Genomic DNA, 25,571 nt, shown 5'->3' with positions numbered 1-25,571 from the left:
ACATCCCTGACCTGCATGTTTGATGTCAGCCCAAGTCACTCCCCATCCCCGACCTCACCCCGCGGGACCAGCGGGAATTCACCCTCTCCGACCCGGGATGCATTCCGGCGAATTCCCCCCCCCGAGCCGGAGATGATTTCTTCCGGCAAACGATCTCTTTGTGTGCCCGCCGGCGCGGTCAGGAGGAGACGGGCGTCCCGGCCGGGAGGTCCCGGTCCCAGTCCTGCGGCGCACTCCAGTGACGCCATTCCTCCCACCAGCACGCGCCGCGCGCGATGAGCTCCTCCACCTGGCCCGCCGCTCTCCTGACGCCGGCGGCCTCACCCGGCAGAAAGCCGCCGGAACGTTCCCGCTCCTCGAACTCCTCGACGTCCTTCCAGGAGTACGGCTTCCCGTCGCCCGGGATCCACAGATCGAGCTCCTGGTCCAGGGTGTCGAACCCGTCGGCCGTACGCCGCATCGGTTCCTGGAAGTTGACGTACCACCCGCTGAACTCACCGCCCTCGCGGCGCATCCACACGGCGTATCCGTCGCCCGGCCGCTGGAGCTGGAGCACGCCGTCCGACAGCCAGTACGGCTCCATGGCCGTCCAGGGGTGCGGGCCCCACCGGAAGTCGCCGGTGCCGAAGGTGAGCGGCGTTCCCCTGGCCAGGTAGGCCGCCAGCACCGGGCCGTCCGACACGACGGTCATGGGGTAGGAGAGCCACACCGCTCCGTCGAGGATCTCCCGGTGGACGATGGTCGTGCCCGCGTCGAAGGTTCCGTACATCGCCTCACCCTACCTTCGCCACCAGAGGGTCACGGCGGGCCAACAGCGCCTGGAACGCGAGAACATGGCACCCCGGAGCAGGCACGATGGCGGGGATCCCCCGCAGCCGCCGCGCTCCGTCAGCGCCCCGGAACCACCCAGTCCGGCAGCGCCTCCGTCCGCTCCGCCCACTCGGCCGGGGGCGCGCCGGCCCCCTGGGACGCCAGGACGCCGCCGACGATCGCACACGTGGTGTCCACGTCTCCGCCCGCCTGGGCAGTCGTCCAGAACGCCCGCTCGAAGTCGGTGAGCGCCCGCGCGGCGGACCACAGGGCGAAGGGAACGGTGTCCTGCGCGCTCGTACGACGGCCGCAGCCCAGGACGGCCGCGGCGTCGGCGGGCTCGTCGTGGCCGAGCAGGTCGCGGGCGCGCCTCAGCCCCTCCCCTACGGCACTCGCCGGCACCAGGGCGATGACGCCGTCGAGGAGCCGCTCGGCGCCGGGCGGGCCGTCGGGCGAAGCCGCCAGCGCGGCCGCCGCGGCCACGGCCATGGCCCCCGCCACGGCTTCCGGATGCCGGTGCGTGGGGTGGGCGGAGAGCTCCGCCTGATGAACCGCCCGTTCCGGATCATCGGCGTACCAGGCGCCCAGGGGCGCGATGCGCATGGCCGCTCCGTTGCCCCAGGACCCCTGCCCCTCGAAGAGGGCGGCAGCCAGTTCGCGCCAGTCACCACCCTCCCGGACGAGGCGCAGCAGGCGGTTGACCGCGGGACCGTAGCCCCGGTCGAAGTCGTGCCGCTCGGCGAAGGAGCGGGCCAGCACGTCCTGGTCCACCCGCTGGTGGGCGGCGAGGACGGCGACCACGGAGCAGGCCATCTCCGTGTCGTCGGTCCACTGCCACGCCCCCGCGGGCAGCTCGCGGCGCCGCAAGAGCGGCAGATTCACGGGTACGAAGAACTGTGAGCCGAGCGCGTCGCCCACCGCCAGTCCGCCCAGACTGCTCAGGGCGCGCTCCAGACGCCCTGCGGGCGTGAGGTCGAAGGTCATCGCGCCGCACTCTAGGCGCTCGGGTGGAGCGCCGTCGTACGGTTATCCGGACATCCAGAAGGGCTCGGGGTCCCGCCAGCGCCCGAAGGGCCGGTCGAGCGTGTACTTGCCGTCCTCTCCGAGAACGAGCATCCGCACCTCCGCGTTCCCCGGGTTCGACAGCGATTCGAACTCCGCCACCGTCCAGTGGAACCAGCGCATGCAGAACAGCCGCATCGCGAGGCCGTGCGTCACCAGGAGCACGTTCGGCGGGTGGTCGGGGTCCTCGAAGCTGCGGAACAGGCTCTCCAGGAAGCCGCCCACGCGGTCGTACACGTCGGCGCCGGACTCGCCCTGCGGGAACCGGAAGAAGAAGTGGCCGTACGCGTCCCGGTAGGCCTTCTGCACGCGTACGTCGTCGCGTTCCTGCCAGTTCCCCCAGTCCTGCTCACGCAGCCGGGGTTCCTCCCGTACCCGTATCAGGCCGGGGTCGAGGTGGAAGGCGCGCAGGGTCTCGTGCGTACGGCGGTACGGGGAGACGTACACGCTCACACGCTCCCGGCCGAAGAGCTCGCGGAGCCCCTTGCCGGTCTCCTGGGCCTGCCGCCGGCCGCGTTCGGTGAGTGCGAGAGCGTGGTCGGGCTCCCGCTCGTACACGGAGTCATCGACGTTGCCGGTCGACTCGCCGTGCCGGACAAGAACGATGCGCCGTGGTCGTGCCATGCCGAAACCCTAGATCGAACCAGGGGTGATCGAGCACCCGTACGGGCCCCATACGGCGTAGGTCACACGGATCACCCCCTCAGACCGTCCACGAGGGCTCCAGTTCCACGATGTCGCCCGAGAGGGCGGCGATGTCGGCCTCCGTCTGCGCCCTGAGCGCCAGACGCTCCACGCGTTCGGTCCGGTACTTTCCGTGCTCGGCCGCCGACCGCCACATGGACAGGACGAGGAACTCCTGCTCGGGTGCCTCACCGAACATGCCGCGGATCATGCCAGGCGATCCGGCCATCGCCGGATTCCAGACTTTTTCCTGCATGAGGGTGAAGTGGTCGACCCGCTCCTCGTGCACCCGGCAGAGTGCCACCCGGATCAGGTCGCTGTCGGTGAACCGGGGTTCGAAGCCGGTCTTCACGTCGAAGCGGTACTCGAACAGCTTGACCTGGGGGTCCTTGAACGTGCCGGACTGCGCCGCGGCCAGCCGGTCGTGGGACCGGGCCATGAAAGAGTCGTAGAAGGCACGGCTCTCCCAGAACGCGAAGATGTGCGCGACACCGGGGCGCCGGCGGCTCCATCCTCCGCCCTGTCCCCGAAACCCCGGCTCCCCCAGAAGCCCCGCCCATTTCCGCTGCCCCCGCTCGAAGCCGCGGCGGTCCACCACGGTGCAGCGAATCCACTTGACCAGCACCGCGCCATCGTACGGCCCGTAGGCGTGGCGCCGGTCACGCTCGGCGGAGATGCCCCGGGCAACATCCGCCCGCGCATGGCACGATGGACAAGAAGTGCCGACTTCAGGGGAGTTGGAGCAAGAAGACGTCAGGGGAGGGAAGCGGGTTGACCGGCTTCAGCAAGGGGATCCGCAAGGTCGAGGTCGCGCTCAAGTGGGACCCGAGTCCGGCGGGGCGGCCACCGACCGATCTCGACATCGTCGCTGCGACGTTCGTGACGGACGACGCCTATGGGGCTCCGGCCTATCTGGTGCACTTCGACAGCCGTTCTCCGGACGGCACGATCTTCCTCAACCGGGACAGCGCGGACGGCCAGGGATTCGGCTGGGACGAGGTCATGACCCTCGAACTCGACCGGCTCGACGCCCGGTACGTGCGCGTGGTGGTGGGCGTCGTCATCCAGCAGCGCTCCGGCCACCGGACGTTCGTGAACGTGCTGAACCCGGCGATGCGCATCCGTGAGGGCCACACCGTCCTGGCCGAGGACGACTTCGGCTCCGCCCTCGCGGCCACGGCGGCGACCGTCGCCGAGTTCGTCCGGGACGAATCCGGCGAGTGGGCCCTCCGCCCCGGCGTCCACGGTTTCGAGGACGACCCGGAGACCTTCACCCGGATCATGGGCAGGCGACGGCCGGCCTGATCCTGAGGCCCGCCGGTCCTCGGCCCGTCCCGGGACGGGCGGAACCCGGCACCGTGTTCGTCTTACAGCGGCTCCGCGCCCCGGCAGCGCAACGGCGTCCCGGGCGCTGCGGCATCGGCGGAGCCCCGGCCGGGCGCACGCGGAAGGGGACCGACCACTGGTCGGTCCCCTTCGTGCGCTGCTGGTCAGCTACCGGCGCGGCCCGCGCCGGACATCACGTCCGGCGCGGTTCCGCCCGGTGTCAGCTGCAGCCGCTGGTCGAGCCGCAGCCCTCGCAGATGTAGCAGGAACCGGCGCGCTGCATCTTCGTGCCGCAGGAGAAGCACAGCGGGGCGTCGGCCTGGATGCCCAGCTGCATCTCCACCAGCTCGGCGCTGGTGTGCGCCTGCTTCGGGGCGGCCTTGGCCACCTCGGGCTCGGCGGCCTTCGGAGCGGCGACGGCCTTCAGCTCGGTCTGGCGCGGAGCCGACTGGGCCAGACCCTCGACGTCGACCTCGTCGTCGGCCGGCTCGTACGAACCGGTCTCCAGGTGACGCTGACGCTCCTCGGCGGAGTGGATGCCGAGCGCGGAACGGGTCTCGAAGGGCAGGAAGTCCAGCGCCAGGCGGCGGAAGATGTAGTCGACGATCGACTGCGCCATCCGCACGTCCGGGTCGTCCGTCATGCCGGCCGGCTCGAAGCGCATGTTGGTGAACTTCGAGACGTACGTCTCGAGCGGAACGCCGTACTGGAGACCGACGGAGACCGCGATGGAGAACGCGTCCATCATGCCGGCGAGCGTCGAACCCTGCTTGGACATCTTCAGGAAGACCTCGCCGAGACCGTCGTCCGGGTAGGAGTTGGCGGTCATGTAACCCTCGGCGCCACCGACCGTGAAGGACGTGGTGATGCCGGGACGGCCCTTGGGCAGACGCTTGCGGACCGGGCGGTACTCGACGACCTTCTCGACGGCCTCGCGGATCGTCGCCTCGGACTTCGCGGTGACCTCGACCTTCTCCTCCTCCTTCTTCTTGGCGGAGAGGGGCTGGCCGACCTTGCAGTTGTCGCGGTAGATCGCGAGCGCCTTGACGCCGAGCTTCCAGGCCTCGTAGTAGATCTCCTCGACCTCCTCGACGGTCGCCGTCTCCGGCATGTTGACCGTCTTGGAGATGGCACCGGAGATCCAGGGCTGGATCGCGGCCATCATGCGGACGTGGCCCATCGGGGAGATGGCGCGCTCGCCCATGGCGCAGTCGAACACCTCGTAGTGCTCGGACTTCAGGCCGGGGGCGTCGATCACATTGCCGTGCTCGGCGATGTGGGCGACGATCGCCTCGATCTGCTCCTCCTGGTAACCCAGGCGGCGCAGGGCCTGCGGGACGGTGCCGTTGACGATCTGCATGGAGCCGCCGCCGACGAGCTTCTTGAACTTCACCAGCGCGAGGTCGGGCTCGACACCGGTGGTGTCGCAGGACATCGCCAGACCGATGGTGCCGGTCGGGGCGAGGACGGACGCCTGGGAGTTACGGAAACCGTTCTGCTCGCCGAGGCGGACGACGTCCTGCCAGGCCTCCGTGGCGGCGGCCCAGACCGGGTTGTCCAGGTCGTCCATGTGGACGGCGACACCGTTGGCGTCGGCGTGCTGCTTCATGACGCGCTTGTGGGCGTCCGCGTTGCGGGCGTAGCCGTCGTAGGTGCCGACGACAGCGGCCAGCTCGGCGGAACGGCGGTAGGCCGTACCCGTCATCAGGGAGGTGATGGCGCCGGCCAGGGCGCGGCCGCCCTTGGAGTCGTACGCGTGGCCCGTCGCCATCAGCAGGGCGCCCAGGTTGGCGTAGCCGATGCCGAGCTGGCGGAACGCGCGCGTGTTCTCGCCGATCTTCTGGGTCGGGAAGTCCGCGAAGCAGATCGAGATGTCCATCGCGGTGATGACCAGCTCGACGACCTTCTGGAAGCGCTCGGTGTCGAACGACTGGTTGCCCTTGCCGTCGTCCTTGAGGAACTTCATCAGGTTCAGCGAGGCGAGGTTGCAGGACGTGTTGTCCAGGTGCATGTACTCGCTGCACGGGTTCGACGCGGTGATCCGGCCGGACTCGGGGCAGGTGTGCCAGTTGTTGATGACGTCGTCGTACTGAATGCCCGGGTCGGCGCAGGCCCAGGCGGCCTCGGCGATCTTGCGGAAGAGAGCCTTGGCGTCGACCTCCTCGATGACCTCACCGGTCATGCGGGCACGCAGGCCGAACTTGCCGCCGTTCTCGACCGCCGTCATGAACTCGTCGTTCACGCGCACCGAGTTGTTGGCGTTCTGGTACTGGACGGACGTGATGTCGTCGCCGCCCAGGTCCATGTCGAAGCCCGCGTCGCGCAGGACGCGGATCTTCTCCTCCTCGCTGACCTTGGTCTGGATGAAGTCCTCGATGTCGGGGTGGTCGACGTCGAGAACGACCATCTTGGCGGCGCGGCGGGTGGCGCCACCGGACTTGATGGTGCCGGCGGAGGCGTCGGCGCCGCGCATGAAGGAGACCGGGCCGGAGGCGTTGCCGCCGGAGGACAGCAGCTCCTTGGAGGAGCGGATGCGGGAGAGGTTCAGGCCGGCGCCGGAGCCGCCCTTGAAGATCATGCCCTCTTCCTTGTACCAGTCGAGGATCGACTCCATGGAGTCGTCGACGGACAGGATGAAGCAGGCGGAGACCTGCTGGGGCTGCGGCGTACCGACGTTGAACCAGACGGGGCTGTTGAAGCTGAAGATCTGGTGCAGGAGGGCGTAGGCCAGCTCGTGCTCGAAGATCTCGGCGTCGGCGGCCGAGGCGAAGTACTTGTGGTCCTCGCCGGCCTGGCGGTACGTCTTCACGATGCGGTCGATCAGCTGCCTGAGGCTGACCTCGCGCTGCGGCGTGCCGACGGCACCGCGGAAGTACTTGCTGGTGACGATGTTGACCGCGTTCACCGACCAGAAGTCGGGGAACTCGACGCCACGCTGCTCGAAGTTGATCGAGCCGTCGCGCCAGTTGGTCATGACGACGTCACGGCTCGCCCACTCGACCTCGTCGTACGGGTGCACGCCGGGGGTCGTGTGGACGCGCTCGATACGCAGGCCCTTGGTGGCCTTGGCACCCTTTGCTCGGGAACCTCGTGCCGGACCGCTCGCCGTCTCTGTCATGCCGCCTCCCTGTACGGGCAAAAACGCCCAGAAGTGCCCCGTTTGTTCCCGTGGCACGGTGTTCTGTCTTGTGTCGCGAGCGCCCTCGAACGCCGCCCACGACAGGTCTTGAGATCGCCGCCTCTCGGCCGGAAGCCGGGTCTCCCCGTTCCGTCCGCTGGTCAGTCGGCGGCGTGCGCGGGCACCGGGACCTGAGTGGTCCGCCCGGGCCCGCGTTGGTCTTCCTGGCTCCCCGCTTGCGCGTCTTCGTCGTCGGCGACGGGGCCTCTTACCGTTTCCCGCAGTTCCGCGATGGCGGCCTCGAAGTCCTCGAGCGAGTCGAACGCCCGGTAGACGGAGGCGAATCGCAGGTAGGCGACGAGGTCGAGCTCCTGCAGCGGACCGAGTATGGCCAGCCCCACGTCGTGGGTCGTCAGCTCGGCGCTGCCGGTGGCCCGCACCGCCTCCTCGACCCGCTGGCCGAGCTGGGCGAGCGCGTCCTCGGTGACAGGCCGTCCCTGGCATGCCTTGCGCACGCCATTGATGACCTTCGTACGACTGAAGGGCTCGGTGACTCCGGACCGCTTCACCACCATGAGCGAGCACGTCTCCACGGTCGTGAAACGACGGGAGCAGTCGGGGCACTGGCGGCGCCTGCGGATCGACGTGCCGTCGTCGGTCGTACGGCTGTCGACCACACGGCTGTCGGGGTGCCTGCAGAAGGGGCAGTGCATGGTCTCCAACCCTCCTCACAGCAGACTCCATGGCCTCGCCGGGCCGCACGGGCCCCTCGAAGCAGCCCTAAGCATAGGCGATCGCGGAGGCCTCGAAGACCCAGGGGCTCGCCCGAAACACAACTTGTGGGTCGCAGTAGCCATACAACCACTAGATGTAGGGATTGAGGCATTCGGGGAGGCGAGCTCGCGTGTCGGCCCGGAACCGGCCGCACATGGGCCCGCAGCGCGGTTGCCGGCGCCCGTCGCGACGCGTCCGCGAAAGGCCAGGTCGGGCACCCTGGCGCCCACGCGGGCGCCCCGCGGAGGCGGGAGCCGGACTCACGGGCGCGCGTGCGGGACGCCGCCGGGCTTGCGGGGATACCGTGGGCGCGGCACGGAGGACACGTGGGACTCCGGCGCACACGGGACCCGGATCCCGGCATACGGGATTCCGGATGGCACACTGGGCATGACCCACGAGGTCGCCCACCTCAGCGGTGAAGAGTACAACAATGGACATTTTTGTCCGCCGTCAGCCGGACAAGCCATACACCTGGAAACATGATCACGTCAGGTGAATCGCACTTTTTCACTCGAACGTGTGTTTGGCGCAACCTTTCGAAACCAACTACCGTTGTGCAGCAGGGAGACCATCGAGAGGGGCTGACGTGACCACCACCGCAGACAGTGCCACCATCACCGCCCAGGACCGCGTCCAGGGCCGAGTCGAGCCGGTACATGCGATGAACGAAGCCACGAATCCCGAGGGGCACAAGCGCTCCCTGCCGGGCCGACCTCCAGGCATCCGGGCGGACAGCTCGGGGCTCACCGACCGGCAGCGCCGGGTGATCGAGGTCATCCGGGACTCCGTGCAGCGGCGCGGCTACCCGCCGTCGATGCGCGAGATCGGCCAGGCCGTCGGCCTCTCCAGCACCTCCTCGGTCGCGCACCAGCTGATGGCGCTGGAGCGCAAGGGCTTCCTGCGCCGCGACCCGCACCGCCCGCGCGCCTACGAGGTCCGCGGCTCCGACCAGGCGATGACCGTGCAGCCCACGGACACGGCCGGCAAGCCCGCCGCGTCGTACGTGCCGCTGGTCGGCCGTATCGCGGCCGGTGGTCCGATCCTGGCCGAGGAGTCGGTCGAGGACGTCTTCCCCCTCCCCCGCCAGCTGGTCGGCGACGGCGAGCTGTTCGTGCTGAAGGTCGTCGGCGACTCCATGATCGAGGCCGCGATCTGCGACGGGGACTGGGTCACCGTCCGCCGCCAGCCCGTGGCCGAGAACGGCGACATCGTGGCGGCCATGCTCGACGGCGAGGCCACCGTCAAGCGCTTCAAGCGCGAGGACGGCCACGTCTGGCTCCTGCCGCACAACGCGGCCTACGAGCCGATCCCCGGCGACGACGCGACCATTCTCGGCAAGGTCGTCGCCGTGCTGCGCCGCGTCTGATCCGCGCGGCGAGCGAGCCCCAGGGCTCCTCCCTGACCGGGCCCCGGAACCTCTGCGCCGGTTCCGGGGCCCTGCACGTGCCTGGGCTCCCTCCAGGGACATCCCTAAGCCTCACGCTGGGCGTCGCTGAGCCGCCCGTCCGACGACGGGCGGCTCAGGCACAAGCCGGGAACGGGGACCTGCTCCGCCCGGCCCCTTCCCCGCCTACTCCTCCGTCTGCTCCTCTGTCTGCTTCGCCGCCGCGTCGATCGCCGCGAGCGATCTGCGGACCTGATTGCGGTCCGTGGTGTACCAGAAGTCGGGCAGCGAGGTCTTCAGATAACCGCCGTACCGCGCGGTGGCGAGCCGCTGGTCCAGTACGGCGACCACACCGCGGTCCCCGGAAGCCCGCACGAGGCGGCCGGCGCCCTGCGCCATGAGCAGTGCGGCATGAGTGGCCGCGACCGCCATGAACCCGTTGCCGCCCGCGTCCTCCACGGCCTTCTGGCGCGCGCTCATCAGCGGGTCGTCGGGACGCGGGAACGGAATCTTGTCCATGACCACCAGCTGACAGCTGGGGCCCGGGACGTCGACGCCCTGCCACAGCGACAGCGTGCCGAAGAGGCAGGTCTTGGGGTCGGCCGCGAAGTTCTTGATCAGCTCGCCGAGTGTCTCCTCGCCCTGGAGGAGGATCGGGAACTCGGGAATCCGGGACCGCAGCTCCTCCGCGGCCAGCTGGGCGGCCCGCATGGAGGAGAACAGCCCGAGCGTGCGGCCGCCGGCGGCCTGGATCAGCTCGGTCAGCTCGTCCAGCATGTCGGTGCGGTCGCCGTCCCGCGCCGGGCGCGCGAGGTGCTTGGCGACGTAGAGGATGCCCTGCCGGGGGTAGTCGAAGGGTGAGCCGACGTCGATGCCCTTCCACTGCGGCAGGTCGTCGCCCTCCACCCCCTCGGGAGCGAGGCCGAGCGACGCGCCGACACCGTTGAAGTCGCCGCCCAGCTTCAGCGTGGCCGAGGCGAGGACGACGCTGCGGTCGGCGAAGAGCTTCTCCCGGAGCAGACCCGAGACCGACATGGGCGCGATGCGCAGCGAGGCCCCGAAGCGGTCGTGCCGCTCGTACCAGACGACGTCGTACTCCGAGCCGTTCAGCACGCGTTCCGCCACGTCGTGCACGGTCTCCACCGAGGCCAGCGCCTGCTTGCGGACGGCGTCCTCGTCCTGGACGGACTTGTCCCGGGTCGAGCCCAGCACCGAGATGACCGTCCGTGCCGCGTCACGCAGCGCCATCAGCGCGTACCCGAGGTCTTCCGGGATCTCCTCCAGGCGGCCGGGCAGGGCCAGCTCCATCAGCCGCTCGAAGCCCTCGGAGGCCGTCTGGAGCTGATCGGCGGCCTTCTCGTCGACGAGCTTCGCCGCCCGGCGCACGGCACGGTTGACCTGGCCGGAGGTGAGTTCGCCGGTGGCGACGCCGGTGACCCGGGAGACCAGTTCGTGCGCCTCGTCCACGATCAGCACCTCGTGCTGCGGCAGCACCGGGGCGCCCTCGATGGCGTCGATGGCCAGCAGCGCGTGGTTGGTGACGACGACCTCGGCGAGCTTGGCCCGCTCACGGGCCATCTCCGCGAAGCACTCCGCGCCGTAGGCGCACTTCGACGCGCCCAGGCACTCCCGGGACGACACCGACACCTGTGCCCAGGCCCGGTCGGAGACGCCCGGGGTGAGGTCGTCGCGGTCGCCGCTCTCCGTCTCGTCGGCCCAGTCGCGCATCCGCAGCAGGTCCTGGCCCAGCTTGCTGGTGGGGGCCGCCGCCTCGAACTGGTCGAAGAGGCCGTCCTCCTCGTCCTGCGGCATCCCCTCGTGCAGCCGGTGGAGGCACAGATAGTTCGACCTGCCCTTGAGCATGGCGAATTCCGGGCGGCGGCGCAGCAGCGGGTGGAGGGCGTCGACCGTGCGCGGGAGATCGCGCTCCACGAGCTGGCGCTGGAGCGCGAGCGTCGCCGTGGCGACGACCACACGCTCCCCCTGCGCGAGCGCGGGCACGAGATAGCCGAGCGACTTTCCGGTGCCGGTACCGGCCTGGACCAGCAGGTGGGACCCGTCGTCGATCGTTTTGGCGACCGCTTCGGCCATCGCCACCTGGCCGGGGCGCTCCGTGCCGCCGACGGCTGCGACGGCGGCATGCAGGAGTTCGGGGAGTGAGGGCTTCGTCATAGCCCGACCACCCTACGGCCCGGCACTGACAATCGGGCGGCGGAGGCGGGGACGAGAGGACGGATCACTGCCGGACTCCTCGACTCGACGGGATGGGGTGGGTGCAGCGGGGCGGGGCGAGGCGGGGAGCCGGGCGCGCAAGGCACCGGGCGGCGACCCAGGCATCGACCGGCGGCCCAGGCATCGGCCGGCGAGCGGGGCATCGGCTGGCGACCGGGCGTCCCGGATGAAAAAAGCGAAAAAGGTCGAATGCGGGGAACTCGACCGGATCGCCGTACGTACAACATGTGAGCAGTCGGTCACGTGACGTCACAACACATCGCGCAGGGACCGGTCACGGAGCATGAGAGCGGCCCGCTTGTCGGGCAGGTCGACCTCCGCGGCGAAACGGAAGCCCGCGTTCAGGAAAGCGGCGACGGAGGGGGTGTTACGGAGGTCGGGCTCCGCCACGACACGTGAGCAGGCGGGGCGCCGGTTCAGGACCAGATCGGACACGGCCCGGATCAGAACGGAACCGAGCCCACGCCCTCGGCCCTCGGCGCCGATGAGGAGGTGGATCCCGGTGTCCTGGAAACGGACCGGACAGTGATGGGCCAGCGGGTCGAGATCGGCACGGTACAGCTCCCAGTAGCTCATGGGGGTGCCGTCCAGCAGACCGAGGCACGGCACGCTGCGGCCGTCGCCGTCGAGTTGGGAAAGCAGGTGGTTCGCCGTCGCGACCGGGGGCCCGGCCAGCTCCCAGAACGCGGCGACGACGGGATCGCTCATCCACCGGTGGATGAGCGACAGGTCACGCTCGACGCACACCGGGAGCAGGCGGAACAGGCCCACGGGTGTGGCGGCCGGTCCCCAGGCCGCGACATCGCCGACGAGCTCGCCGGCCGGGGCGGAACCGGGGCCCGCCGGTGCCGCGGCGTCACCGAGGGCGCCGAAGCCGTCCGGCAGGCGGAGGGCGAGGGTGTCCTCGCTGTCCTCGCTGTCCTCCGGGGATGTGGGGCCGGTTCCGAGTGCGGGGCCAGGTCCGAGTGCGGGATCGAGTCCGGGTCCGGCGCTCGCGTCGGTGGGCGGCACGGTGGGCTCCTCGCTCGGGGTGAGGTCCGGGGACGGATTCGGCGGACGGAGGCAGGTGATGTGTCGGGACGGCGGCTGGTGATCGGTGACTGGCGATTGGAGATCTAGGGGCGGTGACCGGGGAGTGGTGATCGGAGATCGAGGAGCAGTGATCGGTTCAGGAATGGAGGGGGTTGGCGATGGTGACGTAGACGGACTGGGTGTCGACCGGGCCGACGAGTTCGTCCAGGCCGTGCAGGCGGGTCAGTAGATTGGCCTTGCAGCGCAGGACGGGTGAGTCGAGCAGGCGGCCAGGCAGGGTGGTGCGCAGGGCGGCGGGTCCCGTGGCGACGTCGGTGAGGAACCGGCGGAAAGCGGCGAGAAGGAGCCGTTCGTCGGCGAGGCGCTGGGAGCCGAACGCGCCGATCAGGCCGAACACGTTGTTGATGGCGAGGTAGTAGACGAACCGTTCGTCGGTGACCTCGTCGGAGACGAAGGTGTCGCTGTGCTCACCGATACCGGGCAGCCGGGCGTCGAGATCGGCCCGCCGCGACTCGCGGAAGTAGTAGCCCTGGTTGTCGCGGTAACGGCCGCCGACGGGCCAGCCGTCGTGGTCCAGCAGGACGAGCGTGTTCTGCTGGTGGGCCTCCAGGGCGATGCCGGCCTCGCCGTCGAGCCACAGCACGGGACGTACGACCTGTTCCAGGTAACGCAGGAACCACTCCGCGGCGACGGCTCCGACGGGACGCCCGGTGTGTACGGCGAGCCGTGCGACGAGCTGGGCGAGGCGGGAACCGTGGGCCCAGCCTCCCTGCCCGGAAGAGGAGTCGACGCCGGGTACGGCGAGCGGGCGGGGCGATACGAGTCCCGCGACGCAGCCGACGTCATCCGCCGGGGAGAACGGGTTGTGCCTCAGCATCACGTCGAGACCGGGCACGGGCAGTCCGTCCGGGGCGTCGACGGCGAGCCAGGCCGGATCGCGGACGATGTCGAAGCTCTCGTGCACGGCCTGCCACTGCTTGGACAGTCCGGTGCGCAGCAGGCGGTGCACCTCGACTCCGCGGTGGAGTTCCTTGCGCAGGTTCTCCCGGCGGGAGTTGGTGATGCGCAGCCCCAGCGACAGCTTGAGCATCGCGGGGGCGTCGGACCGGTGGACGGTGCGTACGGAGGAGGTGGGATGCCAGGGGGCGCCGAACGGGCCGAGGTCGCGGAGCAGTCCGGAGTCGAGCAGGACGGCGACCTCCGGGCGGTGTCGTACCTCGCGGGCCTGCCAGGGGTGCAGAGGCAGGGCGGCGTACCCCTCGGGCAGGGGCAGCGGGGTGCCGCAGAGCTCGCGGGTGAGGTGGTCGGCGGTGACGGGGCGGCCGCGCTCGGTCCAGGCCGAGTCGGTGGCGAGCAGGGCCGGGGCGGCGGCCATCCAGTGAAGGGGGAAGGAGCCTCGCGACTCCGGTGAGTACAGGCGGGTTTCGGCCTCGGTGAATCCTTCCCGGCTCTTCGGTGCGGGGTGCAGGGGGTGGCCGAGGAGCAGGGCCTGTTCCGCGCCGAGGAAGAGGTCCTGGCCGTCGGCGGGATGCGCCCGCCGGTCCCGGAGGAAGGCCGCGGTACGGCGCGACGAGTCGGCGACCCTGACGACGAGGTCGACCCCGTCGCCGGAGGCGGACTCGGGGTGCGCGGCGCCGACGCCCGCGTCACCGTGCGTCTCCCTGGCGAGCAGCGCGGCCAGGGTGACCGCGTCGACGGGTGCGCTGTCCTCGGGCGCGTCGGCGTGACGTGGAGGTCCGAAGCGGTGCCAGCCCGTGGGCGACCAGTGGCGGACGGGAACGGTCAGGGCCGTGCCGCCGGCCGGGAGGGAGATACGGAGGGTGTGGGTGGCGGGGGCGGCGAGGCCTGTCTCGCGGATCCAGCAGCGGAGCAGGTTGTCCACCGCGGCGGCCTGGGCCGCGCGGTGCGGGTCGGGGTCGGCCAAGGGGTCGGCGTCGGGCTCGGCTCGTCGCTCGGCGGTGGGCTCCCGCCGCGTCTGCGGTGGGACCGAGTCGGCGCGCGGCGAGGGAGTTGCCGAGGCTTCGGGAGCGGCCGGGGCTTCGGGGGCGGTGGGGTCCCCCGTCTCGTCGCCCGTACCGGATCGGCCGTCGGGTGTGGGGGTGGCGGTCAAGACGGCTCCTCGGGTCTGGGGGGCTTGAGTCGGTGGGGTGGTGGGGCGCTCGGCCGTCGGGGTCCGGATCGGCGAAGGGCGGACCGGCCTAGGTCAGATGGGTCGGGGCGCGGACCGTGGCGGGGCGACGGAGCGGGGAGAGATTGGGCGGTCGGAGGGGCTGCTGCGGGGCGGGAAGGGTGCCCGTCCGGGCCGGCGGACGGAAGTGCGGGGCGACGGTGGGGGCGCTGGACGGGAGTGGGGTGGAGATGGAGCGGTGTGACGGAGCCGGGAGAGGGGTGGATGTGAGGGCGAGAGGATCGCGGAGCTACCGCGTTCAGGGCTGCGGATGGTTCCTGGTGCGGCCGGTGCCGGCCAGGCCGCGGCGACGGGTGCGGGGCCGCCGCGGTGGGTGGTGGGCCTCCGGGCGGTTCTTATCCAGCGCGCTCGGAAGGGCCGTCGTACCGGCGGCGGCCGTCACCTTGGTGACCGTTGTCTCGATGGCCGTCGCCCTGGTGTCCGCGGGCCGCCGCCGCCACCGCGTCGCTCAGGCGGTCCAGGACCGCCGCCGCCTGCTCGTCGCTGATGGTCAGGGGCGGAAGGAGGCGGACGACGCTGTTGTGGCGGCCGCCGAGTTCGACGATGAGGCCGCGGTCAAGGCACTCCCGCTGCACGGCGGCGGCCAGGCCGGGCGAGGCGGGAAGCGGTTCGGTGGCCGATTCCGGCGAGGTTCGCGGGGCCGGGCAGGAGTCGTCGGGGGCACCATGGGGCCCCGGGCCGGGGGTGTTCTCGCCGGTGGGGCGGCCGTCCGGGTCGACGAGTTCGAGCCCGATCATCAGCCCGCGTCCTCGCACGTCCCCCACGCAGTCGAACTCCGTCCCCAGGGAGGCGAGGTCGGACAGCATGCGGGCGCCGAGGTCGGCCGCGCGTTCGGCGAGGCCGTGCTCGCGGACATGAGCCAGGGTGGCGGTGCCCGCGGCCATCGCGAGCTGGTTGCCGCGGAAGGTGCCCGCGTGGGCGCCGGGGCGCCAGACGTCGAGGTCTTCGTGGTAGACGACCACGGCCAGCGGGAGGCTGCCGCCGATGGCCTTGGACAGCACCATCACGTCGGGGGTGACCCCGCTGTGCTGGACGGCCCAGAAGGCGCCGGTGCGGCCGACTCCGGTCTGGATCTCGTCGGCGATGAGCGGGATGGACCGGTCCGCCGTGAGGGCGCGCATGCGGCGCATCCAGTTGTCGGGGGCGGGGATCACGCCGCCTTCGCCCTGGACGGGTTCGAGGATCATTCCGGCGGCCAGCGGCACACCCGACTTGGGGTCGTCGAGGAGCGACTCGGTGAAGCGGGCGGCGAGTCCGGCGCCGCGCGGGCCGCCGACGCCGAACGGGCAGCGGTAGTCCTGCGGGTAGGGCAGCCGACCGCCCCGTGGCTCGCCGGCCCCGCCGGAGGCGGCGAGGGCGTCGGCGGTCATGCCGTGGTAGGCGCCGGTGAAGGAGAGGATGCCGGTACGGCCGGTCGCGGCGCGGACGAGCTTGAACGCGGCCTCGACCGCGTCGGTGCCCGCCGGTCCGCAGAACTGGACGCGGGCGCGGTCGGCGAGGCCGGGCGGCAGGGTGCGGAACAGCTCCGTGATGAAGGCGTCCTTGACGGGGGTCGCCAGGTCGAGCACGGAGAGCGGGGCCCCGGAGTCGAGGACTTTGCGGATGGCTTCCAGCACGACGGGGTGGTTGTGGCCGAGGGCGAGGGCCCCGGCGCCGGAGAGGCAGTCCAGATAGCGGCGTCCGTCCGCGCCCTCGATGGTCAGACCGCGTGCGCGCACGGGCACGATGGGCAGCGCCCGCGCGTAGGTGCGTGCCGCGGACTCGCGCGCGGACTGGCGTCCCAGAATTCCCTCGTGCACGGAACGGGCTCCCCCGTACGCGCTTTCAGCCACCGACTCGGTCACGGCCACGGCCCGTTGTCCTCCCCGCCGTCCGGAGACGAGTTGATCGACGGGGCCCGGATACGGACAGCGGGCCCCTCACCGCTACCAACCGCGCACGGGCCTCGGGGTTACGGGTGACCTGAAGATCGTTGCCGCGGCTGGCCGTTGGACCGGGAAGCCTCCGGGGGGTTCCCGTCACGCGGGTGCGGTCGGCGTCGCTCGTAGCGAAAACGTTGCGGTCCCGGTGAGAGTCGCCTGCGGCGAGCGCATAGTGTGGTCCCGTTCCCAGAAGAGCCGTCAGACGGTCCGAACTCCCCTCGTGGGCGGGCCCGGTGGCGGTTCGCGGTGCCGAGTTCCTTCACAGCAGGGGGAGTCAAGACCATGCGATCCATACGGCCGTCGTTCACTGTTCGCCGAGGGAGGGACGCGTCGCGCAGAACTCCCCCCGTGCTGGCGGCGTTCGCCCTCGTGTCGGCGCTCACGCTGACCGCCACGGCGTGCGGTGGCGGCAGCGACGACAAGGCCGACGGCGGGCCGGCCGCCACCGCGACCGCGGCCGGCTCCGGCGACGGAAAGATCACCATCCCGGACGACATCCGCGAGCGGCTCAAGGAGCACGGCGTCGATGTCGACAAGTGGAAGAACGGCGCCTGGAAGAACTGGGACAGGGACCAGTGGCTCCGCGAGGCCAACGATTTCATCAACCCGATCATCAAGGGCCTGTGGAACCCGGACCGTATGCGGGGCGCCGACGACCCCGACAAGGCCGTCGACGACAACGACATCTCCGGTGACCAGGGCGTGACGGACCCGGAGCCGGCGCCGGTGAAGGCGCGCCCGGTCGCGGCGCCGTACCACAACAACGCCGCCACCTCGGGCAAGATCTTCTTCGACGCCCCCAGTGGCACGATGGTCTGTTCGGCGACGGTCGTCGAGGACCCGGCGCACCCGGGCAAGTCCGACCTCATCTGGACGGCGGGGCACTGTGTCCACGCCGGAAAGAAGGGCGGCTGGTACCGCAACCTCGCCTTCGTGCCGTCGTACAACAACCAGGGCATGACGCCCGAGCAGATGAAGAGCGCCTCGCGTGAACAGGTCGCTCCGCTCGGCGTCTGGTGGGCCGACGGGGCGAAGACCTCGCAGCAGTGGATCGACAAGGGCGGCGAGACCGGCGGCGACGGCGCCTCGTACGACTTCGCGGTGATCCATGTGACGCCCGAGCAGGGTGGTACCGGCAAGTCGCTGGAGGAGACGGTCGGCGGCGCGCTGCCGGTGGACTTCGACGCCCCGGCGGTGGCGAAGGTGCAGAGCATCACGGCGAGCGGTTACCCGGCGGCGTCGCCGTTCGACGGCCGGCTGCTGTACCAGTGCCAGGACAAGCCGGGCCGGCTGTCGGTCAGCGCGCCGGATCCGACGATGTACCGCATCGGCTGCACGATGACCGGTGGTTCCTCCGGCGGCGGCTGGGTGGAGACCGGCGCGGACGGCAAGCCCACGCTGGTGTCCAACACCTCGATCGGCCCGGCCTCGTCCGGGTGGCTCGCCGGTCCGCGGCTCGGTGAGGTGGCCAAGGGCGTGTACGACTCGGTCAGCAAGAAGTTCGCCGGCCGGTAGGACCCGCGCAGGACAAGGGGAAGGCCTGCCACCCGGGAACGGGTGGCGGGCCTTCCTTCCGTGCGGGGCCGAACCGCCGGGGCGGTGCGGCCGTCAGGCCGCGGACGCGGGCGCGTACGGCGCCAGGTCGGCGGCGAGCTCCTCGTGCACCCGGACCTTGATCAGGGTGCCTTCGGCGGTGTGCTCCTCGGAGAGGACCTCGCCCTCGGTGTGGGCGCGGGCCACGAGCTTGCCCTGCGTGTAGGGGACGAGCGCCTCGACCTCGACGGAGGGACGGGGCAGCTCGTCGTCCACGAGCGCGAGCAGTTCCGCGATGCCCTGGCCGGTGCGTGCCGAGACCGCGAGGGCGTGCTTCTCGACGCGCAGCAGACGCTGGAGGACCAGCGGGTCGGCCGCGTCCGCCTTGTTGATCACGACGATCTCGGGAACGTCGGTGGCTCCGACCTCCCGGATCACCTCGCGCACGGCGGCGAGCTGCTCCTCAGGGGTGGGGTGCGCGCCGTCCACCACGTGGAGGATCAGGTCGGCGTCGCCGACCTCCTCCATGGTGGAGCGGAACGCCTCGACCAGGTGGTGCGGCAGGTGCCGGACGAAGCCGACGGTGTCGGCCAGGGTGTAGAGGCGGCCGCTCGGGGTCTCCGCGCGGCGGACGGTCGGGTCCAGGGTCGCGAACAGGGCGTTCTCGACCAGGACACCGGCGCCGGTGAGCCGGTTGAGCAGGGAGGACTTGCCGGCGTTGGTGTAGCCCGCGATGGCGACGGACGGCACCTTGTTGCGCCGGCGCTCCTGGCGCTTGACCTCGCGGCCGGTCTTCATCTCCGCGATCTCCCGGCGCATCTTCGCCATCTTCTCGCGGATCCGGCGCCGGTCCGTCTCGATCTTGGTCTCACCGGGGCCACGGGTGGCGAGGCCGCCGCCCTTGCCGCCGCCCATCTGACGGGACAGGGACTGACCCCAGCCGCGGAGCCTCGGCAGCATGTACTGCATCTGCGCGAGCGCGACCTGCGCCTTGCCCTCGCGGGACTTGGCGTGCTGGGCGAAGATGTCGAGGATCAGGGCCGTACGGTCGATGACCTTGACCTTGACGACATCCTCCAGCTGGATCAGCTGGCCGGGGCTGAGCTCACCGTCGCAGATGACGGTGTCGGCGCCGGACTCGACGACGATGTCGCGCAGCTCCAGGGCCTTGCCCGAGCCGATGTAGGTGGCGGCGTCGGGCTTGTCCCGGCGCTGGATGACACCGTCGAGCACGAGCGCGCCCGCGGTCTCCGCGAGGGCGGCCAGCTCGGCGAGGGAGTTGTCGGCGTCCTGCACGGTGCCGGTGGTCCACACGCCGACGAGCACGACCCGCTCCAGGCGGAGCTGGCGGTACTCGACCTCGGTGACGTCCTCCAGCTCCGTGGAGAGACCCGCCACGCGCCGCAGTGCCGCGCGCTCCTTGCGGTCGAACTGATCGCCGTCCCGCTCGCCGTCGATCTCGTGGCTCCAGGCGACGTCCTCTTCCATCAGGGCATCGGCCCGAAGACCTTCGGGGTAGGCGTGCGCGAGGCGCTTGGTGTCCTGGGAAGGGGAAGAAGAGGAGCTCATTGGATCCTTACGCCGATGGTCGATGGGGGTGCCGGCCCGGTGGTGACGGGACCGGCGGTCTTACGGAACAACGCACGAGTACCCCGGGGGATTCCCGTGACGCGCGCCGTGCCGGCCCGGAGACCGGCCTGAAAATGGTCGCACGGTACGCAGTGTCCCGTCACCGCGTTATTTCCCTGTCCCCGGCCCCGCCACTCCCGCCGTCCCGCCCGGGCCCGGTGCGGTTCCGCCCGGCGTCCCGCACGTGCTCGGTACGGCTTCTCCTTGCGTCCCGCCCGGGCCCGGCCCCGCCACTCCCGCCGTCCCGCCCGGGCCCGGTGCGGTTTCACCCGGCGTCCCGCCCGGGCCGGGCGCGGCTTCTCCCGTCCGCCCGGGGGCCTACCTCCTGGTCGTCCCCGCGGATTCCGCGCTCACCTTCGTGGCCGCCGTGCCGCCGGGCCGCGAGGTCTTCGCCGTGCCCGGCGCGGCCGGCTTCCAGTCGGGGTGGCCCGGCATCGGCGGGGTCTTCTCGCCGTAGAGCCAGTCCTGGAAGAAGCCGCCGAGGTCACGACCGGCGACGGACGAGGCGAGACGGACGAAGTCGGCGGTGGTGACGGTGGAGTCCCGGTGTTCCTGCACCCACACCTTCTCCAGGCGCTCGAAGGCCGGGCGGCCGATCTCCTGACGCAGGGCGTAGAGGACGAGTGCGGCCCCGTCGTAGATGTTGGGACGGAAGATGCTGATCTTCTGGCCGGGGGCGGGGGCCTTGGGCCGGGCCGGCGGCCCGCCGGAGGCGCGCCAGCGGTCGGAGGCACCGTAGGCGGCCTTCATCCGGTCCTCCATGGGCCGGTGCGCCTTCTCCTCCGAGTACAGGGACTCGTACCAGGTGGCGTGCCCCTCGTTCAGCCAGACGTCGGACCAGGTGCGGGGGCTGACGCTGTCGCCGAACCACTGGTGGGACAGCTCGTGCACCATGATCGACTCGAGGTACCACTTGGGGTAGCCGGACTCGGTGAACAGATCCTTCTCGAACAGGGAGAGCGTCTGCGTCTCCAGCTCGAAGCCCGTGGAGGCCTGGGCCATGAGCACGCCGTAGGTCTCGAAGGGGAAGGGCCCGATCTTGCTCTCCATCCAGGCGATCTGGTCGGGCGTCTTCGCGAGCCAGGGTTCGAGCGCCTTCCGGTCGGCGCTGGGCACGACGTCGCGGACCGGAAGTCCGTGGGGGCCCTGGCGGTGCGTGACGTCGGACCGGCCGATGGAGACCTGGGCGAGCTCGGTGGCCATGGGGTGCTGGGAGCGGTAGGTCCAGGTGGTGCGGGGGCCGACCCGTTCCACTCCGGTGGGCAGGCCGTTCGCCACGGCGGTGTAGTCGTTCGGGGCGGTGATCCGGATGGTGAACATCGCCTTGTCGGACGGGTGGTCGTTGCACGGGAAGACCAGGTGCGCCGCGTCGGCCTGGTTCGCCATGGCGAGGCCGTCGGTGGTGCGCACCCAGCCGCCGTCCTGGCCCTCGGCGGCGACGGGGTCGCTGGTGTGCCGCACGGTGATCCGGGTCCAGGTGCCCCGTGCCAGGGGGCGGGCCGGGGTGACGACGAGGTCCTCTCCCGCGCCGGTGAACTCGGCGGGCCGACCGTCGACCTCGACGGACTGCACGGTGCCGTGGGCGAAGTCGAGGTTGAGGCGGTCGAGCGAGGCGGTCGTCCAGGCGTCGATCGTGGTGACGGCCTGCAGCGGCTTGTCGTTGGCGCCCGTGTAGGTGAAAGACAGGTCGTACGACGCCACGTCGTACCCCGGGTTCCCCAGGTACGGGAACAGCCGGTCGCCGACGCCCAGGGGCTCGGCGGGGGTGCCGGCGGCGACGAGGCAGACGGCCGCGGCGGAGGCGAGCAGGGCGGCCTTGCGGCGCAGGAGCCACGGGGTCCGGCGGGGGCCGGCGTCCGGACGGGAGCCGGGGCGGTGGAGCGGTCCGGTTTCCCGGCGCGGGCCGGAGTCGGGCGCCTGGCGGGAGCGGGGGGTGAGCAGCATCCCTCACCGCTACCAGCGCGCCCGTGCGGCGCGGCGGCGGCGCGCGCCAAGCCCACCCGAACGGGTCGGCGTCAGAGGGCCTTCCGCCCCACCCCCGCCTGAGGGCCTTCGCCCCACCCCCGCCTGAGGGCCTTCGCTCCGCCCCCGCCTGAGGGCCATCCGCAACGTCCCCGCCTGAAGGCCTTCCGTCCCACCCCGCGTGAGGGCATCGTCCCCCGCTTCGCGGGCCGTGTTCAGCGCGCCGTCGGGGGCTGGGCCCGGCTCACGTCGAACACCCCCGGCACGTCTCTCATGGCGCGCATGAGGGCGGGGAGGTGGGCCGCGTCGGGGAGCTGGAGGGTGTAGGTGTGGCGTACCCGCTGCTGGCTGGGTGGTTCCACGGTGGCGGAGACGATCTCCGCGCCCTCCAGGGCCATCGCCTCGGTGAGGTCGGCCAGCAGATGGGGGCGGCCGAACGATTCGGCGTACAGGGTGACCCGGCACGCGGTGGTGTCTCCCCAGCGCGCCCCGATCTCGGCGCGTCCTCTGGTCTTCATGTGGGCCACCGCCGAGCAGCCGACGCGGTGGACGGTCACCACTCCCCCGCGCACGGCGAAGCCGGTGATCTCGTCGAGCGGTACGGGCGTACAGCATCCGGCGAGGCGTACGACGGCCCCGGGACGGTCCACGAGCACGTCCGCGCCGCGCGGACGGGCGACGGGCGCGGCCGGACGGGGGCGGCCCCCGGACGTGGTCCCGGAGGCGGCGCGGGGCGGGTCCGCCACGGCGGCGGCCGCGTGCGCCCCCGGGACGGTCGTGTGCGCCGCCGGGGTGCGTGGGCCCGCCGAGCCGTCGGACGCGGGCGGTGACACGGCGGGCTCGCCGTCCACGGACGGGTCGGCAGCGGCGGCGTGCGGGTTCCCGGCGGGCGCCGCGGCCGTGTCGCGGGGTGCGGGCTCCGGGAGGCCGGCGTTCTCCGGGGTGCCGCGGCCGGCCGGTGAGTGCGCCTCGGCGGCCGGGCCGCCGGGATGAGTCGCCAGCCAGCGCTGGATGGCGATGCGGGCGGCGGGGGTGTGTGCGTGCTCCAGCCAGGCGCGGGAGGGTTCGGACGCGGGGTCCTGGCCCATGAGGAGCTGGACGCTGTCGCCGTCCCGCAGGACGGTGCTGAGGGTGGCGAGTCGGCCGTTGACACGTGCGCCGATGCAGGCGTGGGCGTCCTCGCCGTACTGCGCGTAGGCGGCATCCACGCAGGTGGCGCCCTCGGGCAGGCCGAGCGTGCCGCCGTCGGGGCGGAAGACGGTGATCTCGCGGTCCTGGGCGAGGTCCTCGCGCAGCGTGGACCAGAAGGTGTCGGGGTCGGGGGCCGCCCGCTGCCAGTCGAGGAGGCGGGAGAGCCAGCCGGGACGGGTGGGGTCGGCGCGTTCGCCGTCGGCGGCCAGGGAGGGGTCCTCCGCGGGCGGCGCGTAGGGGTTGCCGAGCGCGATCACCCCGGCCTCGGCGGCCTTGTGCATCTGGTGGGTGCGGATGAGGACTTCGGCGACCTGTCCGTCCGCGCGGGCGACGGCGGTGTGCAGCGACTGGTACAGGTTGAACTTGGGTACGGCGATGAAGTCCTTGAACTCGGAGACCACCGGCGTCATGCAGGTGTGGAGTTCGCCGAGGACGCCGTAGCAGTCCGCGTCCTCGTTCACGAGGACCAGCAGGCGTCCGAAGTCGGCACCGCGCAGTTGTCCGCGCTTGCGGGCGACGCGATGGACGGAGACGAAGTGCCGCGGCCGGATGAGGACTTCGGCGGGGATGTCGGCCTCGCGCAGCACGCCGCGGACCTGGTCGGCGATCTCCGCGAGGGCGTCGTCGGGGCGGGCGGTGTTCGCCGCGACGAGTTCCCGGGTGTGCTCGTACTCCTCGGGGTGGAGGATGGCGAAGACGAGGTCCTCCAGCTCGGTCTTGAGGGCCTGGACACCGAGCCGTTCGGCGAGCGGGATGAGGACGTCGCGGGTGACCTTGGCGATCCGCGCCTGTTTCTCGGGGCGCATCACGCCGAGGGTGCGCATGTTGTGCAGCCGGTCGGCGAGTTTGATCGACATCACGCGCACGTCGCTGCCGGTGGCGACGAGCATCTTGCGGAAGGTCTCGGGTTCGGCGGCCGCCCCGTAGTCGACCTTCTCCAGTTTCGTGACGCCGTCGACCAGATAGCGCACCTCCTCGCCGAACTGCTCCCGCACCTGATGGAGCGTCACATCGGTGTCCTCGACGGTGTCGTGGAGGAGGGAGGCCGTCAGCGTGGTGGTCTCGGCGCCGAGTTCGGCGAGGATCAGGGTCACGGCGAGCGGGTGGGTGATGTACGGCTCGCCGCTCTTGCGCATCTGGCCGCGGTGCGAGGACTCCGCCAGCACGTAGGCGCGGCGCAGGGGTTCGAGGTCGGCGTCGGGGTGGTGGGCGCGGTGCGCCTCCACGACGTGGCCGATGGCGTCGGGCAGGCGGCCGCGGGCGGCGGGACCGAGCAGCGCGGCCCGGCCGAGCCGGCGCAGATCGATGCGCGGCCGGGACTTCCTGCGGGCCGCCGCGGGCAGACCGGGCGCGACGGGCGCCGCCGGCGTCACCGGGCCAGGGGTCGCAGGATTCGTGGCCTCCGCACTCATGGGCACCTCCGGCTCGTGGACCGGCGGACGGAGCTCCAGGGCATACGCGGCTCAGGGATGGCGACGTTCCCCCGTCCGTGCCGGTGCTTGATGCTACCGAGCCCATCACGCGCGACCGACCGCCTCCCGGAGAGCGTGAAACGGATCACCCATTCGAGCGATGCGGAGGAGGTTTAGGGTTTACGCCACCTGCTCTGCCCTCGGCCGCGGTTTCGAACGCGCCCCGGGGCCGGGGAGATACCCGGCGCCGCAGATCGCGGGGGTCCGCTGCCGCCGTGAGCGTGGCTCCGCCGGATCAGCCGACGGCGTTTTCCAGCCACGCGGCGTCGATCTCGCCCTCGGCGACGATCACGGCGGGACCCGTCATCTCGATCTCCCCGTCGGGCCGCTCGGTGATGACCAGGCGCCCGCCGGGCACGTCCACGGTGTAGGTGACCGGGACCCCGGTGAGGGCGGGATCGGCGCCGTCGCGGCGGGCGGCGGCCACGGCGACCGCGCACGCGCCGGTGCCGCAGGAGCGGGTCTCGCCGGAGCCGCGTTCGTGCACGCGCATGGCGACGTGGCGGGGACCGCGGTCGACGACGAACTCGACGTTCACGCCGTCGGGGTAGGCGCCGGCCGGACTGACGGGCGGCGCGGAGTACAGGTTGCCGGCGTGGGCCAGGTCGTCGACGAACGCGACGGCGTGCGGGTTGCCCATGTTCACGTTCCGCGCGGGCCAGCTGCGCTCGCCGACGCGCACGCCGACCTCGCCCTCGGGCAGGCGCGCGGCGCCCATGCCGACGGTGATGTCGCCGTTCTTCGCGAGGTGGACGGTCTTCACGCCCGCGCGCGTGGCGATCGTGAGGTCGCCCTCGCCGATGTGTCCGGCGTGCTTGAGGTAGCCGGCGAACACGCGCACGCCGTTGCCGCACATCTCCGCGACGGAGCCGTCGCCGTTGCGGTAGTCCATGAACCACTCCGCCTCGGCGGCCATCTCGCGGGCCTCGGGGTGCGCGGCGGCGCGCACGACGTGCAGGACGCCGTCGGCTCCGATGCCGGCCCGGCGGTCGCACAGGGCCGCGACGGCGGCCGGGGTCAGCTCGATGGCGTTCTCGGGGTCCGGGACGATCACGAAGTCGTTCTCGGTGCCGTGCCCCTTGAGGAAGGCGATCCGCGTGCTCATTCCTCGATCGTACGGGGTCGGTACGGCATCGCCTCGGGCGGTGGTCACGACACCCGGGCGGAGCCCCGCGTGGCGGCTGGACCGGAGTCCCGTGGGGGCTGGGGCGGACTCCCCCTGGCCCTGGGGCCGGAATCCCCGGAGTCC

17 protein-coding genes are annotated in these 25,571 nt (G+C 71.6%); 3 read left to right on the top strand and 14 right to left on the bottom strand.

Going from position 1 to position 25,571, the window contains the following annotated elements; translation table 11 throughout:
- Nucleotides 1-178: 178 nt before the first annotated feature.
- The 4 genes from ACIPRD_RS15570 to ACIPRD_RS15555 form a co-directional block, all read right to left on the bottom strand.
- The gene (locus ACIPRD_RS15570) at nt 179-769 is read right to left on the bottom strand and encodes a DUF402 domain-containing protein (RefSeq protein WP_401563314.1); all 591 of its coding nucleotides are present in this window, start codon (nt 767-769) and stop codon (nt 179-181) included.
- Nucleotides 770-888: 119 nt separating this feature from the next.
- Nucleotides 889-1,794 (bottom strand): ADP-ribosylglycohydrolase family protein, encoded by a 906-nt coding sequence (locus tag ACIPRD_RS15565; protein ID WP_401563311.1) that lies wholly within the window; start codon nt 1,792-1,794, stop codon nt 889-891.
- Nucleotides 1,795-1,836: 42 nt separating this feature from the next.
- Nucleotides 1,837-2,496 carry a histidine phosphatase family protein gene (locus ACIPRD_RS15560; RefSeq protein WP_356406782.1) on the bottom strand — a complete coding sequence of 220 codons (660 nt, stop codon included), beginning with the start codon at nt 2,494-2,496 and terminating at the stop codon, nt 1,837-1,839.
- 79 nt (nt 2,497-2,575) lie between these two features.
- A complete protein-coding gene (locus tag ACIPRD_RS15555) occupies nt 2,576-3,181 on the bottom strand; it encodes a YdbC family protein (protein WP_356406785.1) in 606 nt (201 codons plus the stop codon).
- Nucleotides 3,182-3,264: 83 nt separating this feature from the next.
- Here ACIPRD_RS15555 and ACIPRD_RS15550 point away from each other — a divergent pair, with 83 nt between their 5' ends.
- Nucleotides 3,265-3,861, top strand: a complete 597-nt coding sequence (locus ACIPRD_RS15550; RefSeq protein ID WP_401563307.1) for a TerD family protein — start codon at nt 3,265-3,267, stop codon at nt 3,859-3,861.
- A gap of 241 nt (nt 3,862-4,102) precedes the next feature.
- Here the strand turns inward: ACIPRD_RS15550 and ACIPRD_RS15545 are convergent, their stop codons facing one another.
- Nucleotides 4,103-7,000 (bottom strand): vitamin B12-dependent ribonucleotide reductase, encoded by a 2,898-nt coding sequence (locus ACIPRD_RS15545; RefSeq protein WP_356406790.1) that lies wholly within the window; start codon nt 6,998-7,000, stop codon nt 4,103-4,105.
- 161 nt (nt 7,001-7,161) lie between these two features.
- Entirely contained in the window at nt 7,162-7,713 is a 552-nt protein-coding gene (gene nrdR, locus ACIPRD_RS15540) for a transcriptional regulator NrdR (RefSeq protein ID WP_356406793.1), read from the bottom strand.
- 650 nt (nt 7,714-8,363) lie between these two features.
- On the opposite strand from nrdR, the gene lexA reads away from it, so the two are divergent.
- Entirely contained in the window at nt 8,364-9,143 is a 780-nt protein-coding gene (lexA, locus tag ACIPRD_RS15535) for a transcriptional repressor LexA (protein WP_356406796.1), read from the top strand.
- A gap of 204 nt (nt 9,144-9,347) precedes the next feature.
- Here lexA and ACIPRD_RS15530 read toward each other — a convergent pair whose 3' ends face one another.
- The 4 genes from ACIPRD_RS15530 to ACIPRD_RS15515 form a co-directional block, all read right to left on the bottom strand.
- On the bottom strand, nt 9,348-11,333 hold the full coding sequence (locus ACIPRD_RS15530) for an ATP-dependent DNA helicase (RefSeq protein WP_401563303.1): 1,986 nt from the start codon (nt 11,331-11,333) through the stop codon (nt 9,348-9,350).
- Nucleotides 11,334-11,642: 309 nt separating this feature from the next.
- Complete coding sequence (locus ACIPRD_RS15525) at nt 11,643-12,404, bottom strand: GNAT family N-acetyltransferase (protein WP_401563300.1); 762 nt, start codon at nt 12,402-12,404, stop codon at nt 11,643-11,645.
- A gap of 157 nt (nt 12,405-12,561) precedes the next feature.
- Nucleotides 12,562-14,535 (bottom strand): IucA/IucC family protein, encoded by a 1,974-nt coding sequence (locus ACIPRD_RS15520; protein WP_401563297.1) that lies wholly within the window; start codon nt 14,533-14,535, stop codon nt 12,562-12,564.
- Nucleotides 14,536-14,948: 413 nt separating this feature from the next.
- Complete coding sequence (locus tag ACIPRD_RS15515; RefSeq protein WP_401563295.1) at nt 14,949-16,463, bottom strand: diaminobutyrate--2-oxoglutarate transaminase family protein; 1,515 nt, start codon at nt 16,461-16,463, stop codon at nt 14,949-14,951.
- Nucleotides 16,464-16,817: 354 nt separating this feature from the next.
- Between ACIPRD_RS15515 and ACIPRD_RS15510 the strand changes: the two genes are divergently transcribed.
- Nucleotides 16,818-18,050, top strand: a complete 1,233-nt coding sequence (locus ACIPRD_RS15510) for a trypsin-like serine peptidase (RefSeq protein ID WP_401563292.1) — start codon at nt 16,818-16,820, stop codon at nt 18,048-18,050.
- Between the two features lie 93 nt (nt 18,051-18,143).
- On the opposite strand, the gene hflX is transcribed toward ACIPRD_RS15510, so the two are convergent.
- The 4 genes from hflX to dapF form a co-directional block, all read right to left on the bottom strand.
- Nucleotides 18,144-19,637: a GTPase HflX gene (gene hflX / locus ACIPRD_RS15505; protein WP_356406814.1), complete on the bottom strand. Its 1,494-nt coding sequence runs from the start codon at nt 19,635-19,637 to the stop codon at nt 18,144-18,146.
- A 378-nt stretch (nt 19,638-20,015) separates the two neighbouring features.
- On the bottom strand, nt 20,016-21,641 hold the full coding sequence (locus tag ACIPRD_RS15500; RefSeq protein WP_401563289.1) for a M1 family metallopeptidase: 1,626 nt from the start codon (nt 21,639-21,641) through the stop codon (nt 20,016-20,018).
- A gap of 233 nt (nt 21,642-21,874) precedes the next feature.
- Nucleotides 21,875-24,262 carry a RelA/SpoT family protein gene (locus ACIPRD_RS15495; RefSeq protein WP_401563287.1) on the bottom strand — a complete coding sequence of 796 codons (2,388 nt, stop codon included), beginning with the start codon at nt 24,260-24,262 and terminating at the stop codon, nt 21,875-21,877.
- Between the two features lie 295 nt (nt 24,263-24,557).
- Nucleotides 24,558-25,427: a diaminopimelate epimerase gene (dapF, locus tag ACIPRD_RS15490; protein WP_401563284.1), complete on the bottom strand. Its 870-nt coding sequence runs from the start codon at nt 25,425-25,427 to the stop codon at nt 24,558-24,560.
- Nucleotides 25,428-25,571 lie beyond the last annotated feature (144 nt).

This window comes from Streptomyces sp. NPDC090108, assembly GCF_044747185.1.
Classification (GTDB): Bacteria; Actinomycetota; Actinomycetes; order Streptomycetales; family Streptomycetaceae; genus Streptomyces.
This window is presented reverse-complemented; position numbering and strand designations above follow the sequence as displayed.

Coding starts and splice junctions, on each gene's coding strand:
- ACIPRD_RS15560 (WP_356406782.1), bottom strand. CDS start 2,496: ATGGCACGACCACGGCGCATCGTTCTTGTCCGGCACGGCGAGTCGACC.
- dapF (WP_401563284.1), bottom strand. CDS start 25,427: ATGAGCACGCGGATCGCCTTCCTCAAGGGGCACGGCACCGAGAACGAC.
- nrdR (WP_356406793.1), bottom strand. CDS start 7,713: ATGCACTGCCCCTTCTGCAGGCACCCCGACAGCCGTGTGGTCGACAGC.
- ACIPRD_RS15500 (WP_401563289.1), bottom strand. CDS start 21,641: ATGCTGCTCACCCCCCGCTCCCGCCAGGCGCCCGACTCCGGCCCGCGC.
- ACIPRD_RS15565 (WP_401563311.1), bottom strand. CDS start 1,794: ATGACCTTCGACCTCACGCCCGCAGGGCGTCTGGAGCGCGCCCTGAGC.
- ACIPRD_RS15570 (WP_401563314.1), bottom strand. CDS start 769: ATGTACGGAACCTTCGACGCGGGCACGACCATCGTCCACCGGGAGATC.
- ACIPRD_RS15510 (WP_401563292.1), top strand. CDS start 16,818: ATGCGATCCATACGGCCGTCGTTCACTGTTCGCCGAGGGAGGGACGCG.
- ACIPRD_RS15545 (WP_356406790.1), bottom strand. CDS start 7,000: ATGACAGAGACGGCGAGCGGTCCGGCACGAGGTTCCCGAGCAAAGGGT.
- ACIPRD_RS15550 (WP_401563307.1), top strand. CDS start 3,265: ATGGACAAGAAGTGCCGACTTCAGGGGAGTTGGAGCAAGAAGACGTCA.
- ACIPRD_RS15495 (WP_401563287.1), bottom strand. CDS start 24,262: ATGAGTGCGGAGGCCACGAATCCTGCGACCCCTGGCCCGGTGACGCCG.
- hflX (WP_356406814.1), bottom strand. CDS start 19,637: ATGAGCTCCTCTTCTTCCCCTTCCCAGGACACCAAGCGCCTCGCGCAC.
- ACIPRD_RS15530 (WP_401563303.1), bottom strand. CDS start 11,333: ATGACGAAGCCCTCACTCCCCGAACTCCTGCATGCCGCCGTCGCAGCC.